The sequence below is a fragment of the Novosphingobium sp. UBA6272 genome (assembly GCF_002440635.1).
In the GTDB taxonomy this organism is placed as follows: domain Bacteria; phylum Pseudomonadota; class Alphaproteobacteria; order Sphingomonadales; family Sphingomonadaceae; genus Novosphingobium.
On the sequence record NZ_DJUW01000015.1, the window covers coordinates 219,722 to 227,264 of the forward strand.

Genomic DNA, 7,543 nt, shown 5'->3' on the forward strand with positions numbered 1-7,543 from the left:
GATCCCGCCCTACCGAGTTCCCAGCCCGCGCGCGATGATCCCGCGCAGGATCTCGCGTGTCCCACCGCGCAGCGACCAGCTCGGCGCGTTGTGGACGATGTTGGCGAGTACCCCGGCATAGGCTGCCTGACTGCGCGGGTCGGCCTCGGCATCGACCAGCTGGCGGGCGAAATCGGGCAGGGTCTGCTCCCAAACCGCGCCGACATCCTTGACGATTGACGCCTGCAAGCCGGCATCCTGCTTGTTTTGCAGCATCGCCGCGACCGAGCGCGACAGGCGGCGCAGAACTGCAAGCTGCGCGGTGAGCCGCCCGATCGTGGCCATGGCAGCATCGTCCTCGCGGCCCTTCAGCATCTCAATCAGCTGATACATCAGCTCGATCGAAGAGAGGAACCGTTCGGGGCCGGAACGCTCGAACGCCAGCTCGCTCATCACCTGGTTCCAGCCATCGCCTTCCTGGCCGAGCAGGTTCTTGGCCGGGACGATCGCGTCCTCGAAATGCATCTCGTTGAAGTGATGCTGGCCAGCAAGGTCAATGATCGGGCGGATCGTCAGGCCGGGGGTGTTCTTGAGGTCAACCAGCAGCTGGCTGGTGCCCATGTGCCGGTCTGCGGGGGTGCCGCTGGTCCGGCAGAACAGGATCACATAGTCCGCCTCATGCGCGAAGCTGGTCCAGACCTTGGTCCCGGTGACGCGGTAGACATCGCCATCGCGCACCGCCTTAGTCCGGGTCGCGGCGAGGTCGGAGCCGGAGTCCGGCTCGCTCATCCCGATCCCGAAGGCCAGCTCGCCCTTGGCGATGCGCGGCAGGATCGTTTCCTTCTGCTCGTCGGTGCCGAACTTGATGATCGAGGGGCCGGACTGGCGGTCGGCAATCCAGTGCGCGCCGACCGGAGCGCCAAAGGCCAGTGATTCCTCGACGATGACATAGCGTTCGTAGGCGCTGCGTTCGTGCCCGCCGTATTGCTTGGGCCAGGTCATCCCGAGGTATCCGGCCTGACCCATCGCCAGCGAGAATTCGCGGCTGAAGCCGTACCAGTTGTCGCTGCGCTGACGCGGCGTGCGGTGGCCCAGCTGCTGGTCGAGGAAGGCGCGGAATTCACTGCGAAGCGCCAGCACTTCATCCGAATCAAGCGGCGGTGAGGGGAACGGGATCTTGCTCATAGCGCGGTCACCATCGGCCAGTAGCCTTCGCCGCCGGCGGCGACTGCCGGCCGGCCCAGCATGGTTGCCCAATGGACCTGACCGCCGAACTCGTCGCGCCAGGTCCACAGTGCGGTGGTGTAAAGGTGCAAGGCATGCTCGCGGGTGAAGCCGATCGCGCCATGCATCTGGGTGGCGATGCCCGCACCGTTGCCGGCGGCTTCGCGGGCGCGGAGCGACCCGGCGGCCACGCCCAGCGCGTCGCCGCGCTCCAGCGCTTCGGCGGCAAGGTCAGCCGCGGCGGTGGCGCAGGCCAGTTCGCCGGCGAGCTTGGCCAGTTCGTGCTGGACCACCTGGTTCTTCTGCAGCGGCTTGCCGAACTGCACGCGGGTGGCGGTGTGTTCCAGCGTCATGTCGAGCGCCGCTTCGAGCGCGCCGGCAATCTGGAACGCGCGCAGCGTTGCGCCTTCGGCCAGCGGGCAATGCGGGGCGGGGGCCAGGGCATCGGCTTCCCAGGCGATCTCCAGCGCGGGGCGGGGATGGAAGTTCAGCGCGGTGCCGGCCTCGGCCAGCGACCAGCCGCTGCGCGGCACGCGGTACAGCGTGTCGCCAACTGCCAAAACCAGGCAATCGAGGTTCTCGCCCCAGGCAACCCTCTCGACCCGGCCCTTGAGGATCCCGCCTTCCAGCGTCAGATGATTGGCGCGGGCGAGACCGGCCGGGCCTTCGGCCAACGGCAGCCCCGCCTTGGCGAGCAGGCGGTTGGCGCCCATCGTCTCGGCCACGGGCAGCGGCACGGCCAGACTGCCCAGCAGCCGCAGCGCTTCACCCTGTTCGGCGGCGGACAGGCCAAACCCGCCCTGCTCCTCGCTGAGCAGCGCCAGCGGCAAGCCCATTTCCTCAACCTCGGCCCACAGCGGCGCGTTCCACTGCCCCTCGCGCGCCTGCGCCTGCGCTGCGTCGTCGAGCGATCGCTCAAACAGGCGCTGGATCATTTCTGCAAGCATTGCGGCTGCACGCTCCCTGGCGAAAAATGGTGCCGGCTACAGGATTCGAACCCCCACGTCGGCGGATGCCGACAAACCGATTACTCAGCCACGGGTTGGACGGTTCTGGCCTGCACAAGCTCCTGGTTCAAAAATGGTGCCGGCTACAGGATTCGAACCCGTGGCCCCCTGATTACAAATCAGGTGCTCTACCAACTGAGCTAAGCCGGCAACGTGGTCTTATGTGCAGGCGTCCTTAGCCTCAGGTAGCGCCGAAGGTCCAGCCCTCGCGTTGCGCCAATTGATCGGTCAGCAGCGGCGGTTGCCACAGCGCGGGCTCGTGCGCGACTTTACGGAGCCAGGCGGCGGCAAGCAATGCGTCCGAGGCGTGATCGCTAAGCGGGCCGTTGCCGCACGCCGACTTGCTGCCAAGATTGGCCAGCGCGAGATTCAGTTCGATCCAGTCGCGCATCTTTGAGCGCCCTGCAGTTCTACCCGCGGCGATCGCGGCCAGCGTGGTGTAGATCTCAACCAACACCGAGCCGCGCTCGGGCAACGGATCGAACGGCCAGATTGCGTGGATGCCGGACAGGCGGTGCAGCAGCCGCATTCCGGCCAGGCTGCCCTTGCCGACCTGCGCCGCGCCGACCAGGTTGAAGTTGCTGTAGGGCCGGCAACCGGCGCGGGCCTGGCCATGCTCGGTCTCGCGAAAGCGTCCGCGTCCACCGCCAAACGCCGCGCCTTCGCGCCCGCCGTGGCGGCGAAAGTGCGGGGCGAGATCGGGGTGATCGGCAAAAGTGGTAGCGCCGAGGTGCAGTTCGTTGCCGCAGACCTGCTCGACCAGTGACCATAGCGCGCGAGCATGTGGCGGACTGCCAGCCCAGCCGGGAAAATAGGCTCCGCAATCGGCGTGGGCAAAGCTCATGCTGAGGTCGATGCCGACCAAAGTATCGGCGGGAAGCTGGTCGGTCAGCCATTCCAGAACCTCACCGCGCGACCAGCGATGGCCAGGGCGGACGAGTTCAGGCGCAGCATCGCCCGCCGGGCAAAGCGCGACGGCAATCCCATGGTGACGCTCACCCGCCGCGCCGGACCAGTCGATCGCAGCGAAGTGCCGAAATCGCGCGGGATTCATTCGCCGCGCCGTTCGGCCCGCTTCTTCTCCCACCACTCCAGGCGCTTCAGTACCTCGCGCTCGAACCCGCGTTCGACCGGCTTGTAGTACTGCGCCGGTTCCATCCCTTCGGGCCAGTAATTGGCTCCCGAAAAGCCGTCCTCGGCCTCGTGGTCGTAGGCGTAGTCCTTGCCATAGCCGATGTCCTTCATCAGCTTGGTCGGGGCGTTGAGGATGTTGGCGGGCGGGGAAAGGCTGCCGGTTTCCTTGGCGCTTTTCCAGGCCGCCTTTTGCGCGGCATAGGCCGCGTTCGATTTGGGCGCGGTGGCGAGGTAGAGGCAGGCCTGGACGATCGCCAGTTCGCCCTCTGGGCTGCCGAGGAACTGGTAGGCATCCTTGGCGGCGAGGCACTGGACCAGCGCTTGCGGATCGGCGAGGCCGATATCCTCGCTGGCAAAGCGCACCAGCCGCCGCAGAACATACAGCGGTTCCTCCCCGGCAGTCAGCATCCGCGCCATGTAATAGAGGCTGGCCTGAGGATCCGATCCGCGCAGCGCCTTGTGCAGCGCGGAAATCAGATTGTAGTGCCCGTCACGGTCCTTGTCATAGACCGCGACCCGGCGCTGCAGGAACTTGCCGAGGCCGGCCGGATCCAGCGGTTCGGGGATCTGCGCGTTGTAGAGCGTTTCGGCCTGATTGAGCAGGAATCGCCCGTCGCCGTCGGCGCTGGCGACGAGCGCCTCGCGCGCTTCGGCGGTGAGCGGCAGCGGGCCTTCAAGTTCCTCGCCGCGCGCCAGCAACGTGTCGAGCGCTCTGGCATCAAGCCGGTGGAGGATCAGCACCTGCGCGCGGCTGAGCAGCGCGGCGTTGAGTGCAAAGCTGGGGTTCTCGGTCGTCGCACCGACCAGGGTCACGGTGCCGCGTTCGACAAAGGGCAGGAAGCCGTCCTGCTGAGCGCGGTTGAAGCGGTGGATCTCGTCCACGAACAGTAGCGTGCGCTGGCCCATCTTCGCGGCCGTCTCCGCTTCGGCGAAGGCCTTCTTGAGGTCGGCCACGCCCGAAAACACCGCGCTGACGGAGATGAACCGCATCCCCACCGCGTCGGCCAGCAGGCGGGCGATGCTGGTCTTGCCGGTACCCGGCGGACCCCACAGGATCATGCTCGAAAGCTTGCCGGCTGCGACCATCCGCCCGATCGCACCTTCAGGGCCGGTCAGGTGCTCCTGCCCGATAACATCGCTCAGCCCGCGCGGGCGCAGCCGGTCGGCGAGCGGGGCATCCGCATCGGGTGCGGCCGGCAAGGCAGTGGGCAAATCATCTTCGAACAGGCCGCTCATCGCTCACCGTTAGCGCCTGCCGCGCAAATTTGCATCGATTCGCGAAGCGGCGTAGCCTGGTTGCATCAGTAACCAACTGGAGGAGGGGAAAATGGACACCAATTCAACGGGCAAGGCATCCGCGACATTCTGGATTATCTCGGCATTCAGCCTGTTGTGGAACGGCTTTGGCGGATATGACTATCTGATGACCCGAATGCGCAACATTGACTATGTCACAAGCGCAACTGGCGGCAGTCGGGAACTGGCCGAAGAGATGTTGGCTCTGGTTGAAGGAATGCCGTTTTTCGCACAAATCCTATGGCCGCTGGGGGTCTGGTCGTCGGTGTTGGGATCGCTACTACTGCTGGCTCGCTCACGACATGCGGCCCGCGTTTTCGCGCTCTCCCTAATCGCGGCGGCGGCCAGTTTTGCTTTCCAGATGACCGTAACAATGCCAGCCGAACTCGATACGCCGGCAATGAAGGTAATGCCGCTGGTGATCCTTGGCGCGATCGTGCTGCAATGGTGGTTTGCCCGGCGCAAGACTGCAGATGGTACGCTGCGGTAAGCCTTGCCGGTCATAGACCCAGTCAGCCAGACCGGGCCGCGCCCTTTTGGCGAATCAGCCGGATATAGGTATCGGCCACGACCTGGTTGATCTGATCCCACGAAAAGGCCTCGCTGCGCTTCTCGCCGGCCTGGCCGTGGGCGCGGCGCAGCGCCGGGTCAGCCACATAAGCCTGCAGTGCCTCGGCGAACTGGTGGACCGCGCCGGGACGGATCAGCCGGCCCGAACGGCCATTGTCGACCAGGTTCTGGCTGCCGGTGGCCGCCGCTGCGACGACCGGCAGGCCGCAGGCCATCGCCTCAAGGCTGACATTGCCGAAGGTCTCAGTGGTCGAGGGGAAGAACAGCACGTCCATCGAGGCGACCGCCTTGCCAAGGTCCTTGCCCGACATGAACCCGGCGAAAACTGCATCGGGCAGCCGTGCTTCCAGCCATGGCCGGGCCGGGCCATCGCCGACGATCAGAGTGCGGTGGACTACCCCACGCCGGCGGAGCTGGTCGATCGTGTCGGAAAAAACATCGAGCCCCTTTTCCATCACCAGCCGGCTGTGGAACCCGACCACAACCTCGTCATCGCCGATTCCGAGCGAGCGGCGCCAGGCCATATCGCGCAGGCCGGGATGGAACATCTCGCGGTCGACTCCGCGTGACCAGATATCGATATCGTAGTTCATCCGCTGGTCACGAAGCACTTGGGCGAAGCTGTCCGATGGCGCCACCAGTGCATCGCAGCGGCGATAGAACCGCCGCAGCATGGCCACGACAACCGGCTCCAGCCAGGCCATGTTGTAATAGCGGAAATAGGTCTCGAACCGGGTGTGGACCGAGGCGAGCACGGGCAGGCCCTGCTTGCGTGCCCAGGTGACCGCGCGGTGGCAACCGATGTCGGGCGCGGCGACGTGGACCACGTTGGGATTGAACGCGGCCAGATCGCCGCGGATGCGGCGGTTGACCCCGGTGGAAACGCGGTACTCGGCGCGGCCCGGAATTGCCAGCGAGGGCAGACTGACCAGATCGCCCTGCGGCTCAAAGGCCGGCGTTTCGGTGGTCGGCGAATAGACCCGGACCTGCGCGCCCTGGCGCAGCAGGTATTCGACCAGGCGGTTCAGCGCCTGATTGGCTCCGTCACGGACGTAATTGTAATTGCCGCTGATCAGGGCGATCCGCAGATCGGAAGTCTCCATTTACGCGCCTTAGCCGATCAACAAGACCCGCGCCAGCATCCCGTACTGGCACTTCGCGCCAGCACGGCGATCGATGGAGCTAGGCCATTGCGCTTTGGAGCAGGTTTGTGAGGCTAGCCCGGCTTGGGCAATGCGCCCACAATGTTGCGCGCCAATTCGGCGTTGTAGCTGCGATAGGCTTGGCGGACCCATTCGCGCCAGGCAGCCATGTCGACTGCAAATTCGTCGATCCGGGCATTGCCCATGCGCTTGGCAAGTTCGGGGCTGGGGGCTTGCACGCCTGAGTTCAACTGCCCGGGCAACCTGCTTGGTGCGATCAGCACACGTCCCTTGGGTTGGAAGCCGCCGCCAACATTCTCGATCGAGCGCTTGCCGCCTGCTGAGAAATAGGTGTGCGAGTGCGGCTTGTATCCGAACAGGATTTCGCCGCCAGCCCAGGCGGTTGAGCCCTTGCTACCCGATTTGACCGATCCGGACAGAGTCGAGAATTCAAGCGTCAGATATGGCGCAATTGAAACCGCGTTGAGCGAGCGGCTGGCCGGGTTGAACTTGCCAATCGAAAACATTTCCGAAGAACCGGTTGTGCTGCCCCAGCTGGGATGGAGCGGCGCTTCGGGGCTGCCGGTCATGAACCACAGCCGCTTGCCCATCGGATCGAGCACACCTTCGTCCCACTTGGCACCGCCAGGGACCTTGGGCATCGCCGCGAAATCCGGATTGGCCAGCAGTTCGGCCGGTGGGACCGTTGGCAGGCCGATCGCGGCCAGCCGGCTAGCCAGGTCGTTGCGGGCTTCTGCGGCAAGCGCGCGCATGTCCGCTTCGGTCGGGCCTTTAAGGGTCAGGTAGATGCCGACCCGGCCACCGGCATTGGCCTCCGCGGCCAGAATGAAGCGGATCGGGTAAGTCACGATCGCGGCGCGCGGGTGCATTTTGAAAGCGCCCTTGCCGCCCCAGATGCTAAGCTCGATGGGTAAGCTCCCGGCGGGTCCCTGTGCGGCTAGACGACCCAAGGGCGTCGCCAAGGCCGCTCCCAAGCCTGCAAGCTGCAGGGCGCGGCGACGATCAAGTTCGAATGACATACGTTGGCCTCCGGCTAAATTTTGTCGATGCAGGCTAACGCAGCTGTTCGGTAGCAACTTGGAATTTCGCGCCAGCCCGGTCTCGCATACCGTGTCCGCTGCCGCTTAAGAGATTCAGGGTGACTGGAGCTAGGCTCAGGACCCATTAAAT

The 7,543-nt window shown here is 65.3% G+C and carries 7 protein-coding genes and 1 tRNA gene; 1 reads left to right on the forward strand and 7 read right to left on the reverse strand.

Annotation, left to right across the window (positions count from 1 at the left end):
• Positions 1-9: 9 nt before the first annotated feature.
• The 5 genes from B2V17_RS07995 to B2V17_RS08015 all read right to left on the reverse strand — a co-directional run bounded on the left by B2V17_RS07995 (position 10) and on the right by B2V17_RS08015 (position 4,580).
• Positions 10-1,164, reverse strand: coding sequence for an acyl-CoA dehydrogenase family protein (locus B2V17_RS07995; RefSeq protein ID WP_292996811.1), 1,155 nt, complete (start codon positions 1,162-1,164; stop codon positions 10-12).
• A complete protein-coding gene (locus B2V17_RS08000) occupies positions 1,161-2,150 on the reverse strand; it encodes an acyl-CoA dehydrogenase family protein (RefSeq protein ID WP_292996812.1) in 990 nt (329 codons plus the stop codon). Before B2V17_RS08000 ends, B2V17_RS07995 begins: the two co-directional genes overlap by 4 nt.
• Positions 2,151-2,284: 134 nt before the next feature.
• Positions 2,285-2,360: transfer RNA gene (locus B2V17_RS08005), tRNA-Thr, on the reverse strand.
• Positions 2,361-2,391: 31 nt separating this feature from the next.
• Entirely contained in the window at positions 2,392-3,264 is an 873-nt protein-coding gene (locus B2V17_RS08010) for a hypothetical protein (protein ID WP_292996813.1), read from the reverse strand.
• Entirely contained in the window at positions 3,261-4,580 is a 1,320-nt protein-coding gene (locus B2V17_RS08015) for a replication-associated recombination protein A (RefSeq protein ID WP_292996814.1), read from the reverse strand. The genes B2V17_RS08010 and B2V17_RS08015 overlap by 4 nt, the downstream gene beginning before the upstream one ends.
• 91 nt (positions 4,581-4,671) lie before the next feature.
• Between B2V17_RS08015 and B2V17_RS08020 the strand changes: the two genes are divergently transcribed.
• Positions 4,672-5,130 (forward strand): hypothetical protein, encoded by a 459-nt coding sequence (locus B2V17_RS08020; protein ID WP_292996815.1) that lies wholly within the window; start codon positions 4,672-4,674, stop codon positions 5,128-5,130.
• Between the two features lie 22 nt (positions 5,131-5,152).
• Here B2V17_RS08020 and B2V17_RS08025 read toward each other — a convergent pair whose 3' ends face one another.
• Positions 5,153-6,313, reverse strand: coding sequence for a glycosyltransferase family 4 protein (locus B2V17_RS08025; RefSeq protein ID WP_292996816.1), 1,161 nt, complete (start codon positions 6,311-6,313; stop codon positions 5,153-5,155).
• A 113-nt stretch (positions 6,314-6,426) separates the two neighbouring features.
• Positions 6,427-7,242, reverse strand: a complete 816-nt coding sequence (locus tag B2V17_RS08030) for a hypothetical protein (RefSeq protein WP_292996817.1) — start codon at positions 7,240-7,242, stop codon at positions 6,427-6,429.
• Positions 7,243-7,543: the final 301 nt, after the last annotated feature.

Coding starts and splice junctions, on each gene's coding strand:
- B2V17_RS07995 (WP_292996811.1), bottom strand. CDS start 1,164: ATGAGCAAGATCCCGTTCCCCTCACCGCCGCTTGATTCGGATGAAGTG.
- B2V17_RS08000 (WP_292996812.1), bottom strand. CDS start 2,150: ATGCTTGCAGAAATGATCCAGCGCCTGTTTGAGCGATCGCTCGACGAC.
- B2V17_RS08010 (WP_292996813.1), bottom strand. CDS start 3,264: ATGAATCCCGCGCGATTTCGGCACTTCGCTGCGATCGACTGGTCCGGC.
- B2V17_RS08015 (WP_292996814.1), bottom strand. CDS start 4,580: ATGAGCGGCCTGTTCGAAGATGATTTGCCCACTGCCTTGCCGGCCGCA.
- B2V17_RS08020 (WP_292996815.1), top strand. CDS start 4,672: ATGGACACCAATTCAACGGGCAAGGCATCCGCGACATTCTGGATTATC.
- B2V17_RS08025 (WP_292996816.1), bottom strand. CDS start 6,313: ATGGAGACTTCCGATCTGCGGATCGCCCTGATCAGCGGCAATTACAAT.
- B2V17_RS08030 (WP_292996817.1), bottom strand. CDS start 7,242: ATGCACCCGCGCGCCGCGATCGTGACTTACCCGATCCGCTTCATTCTG.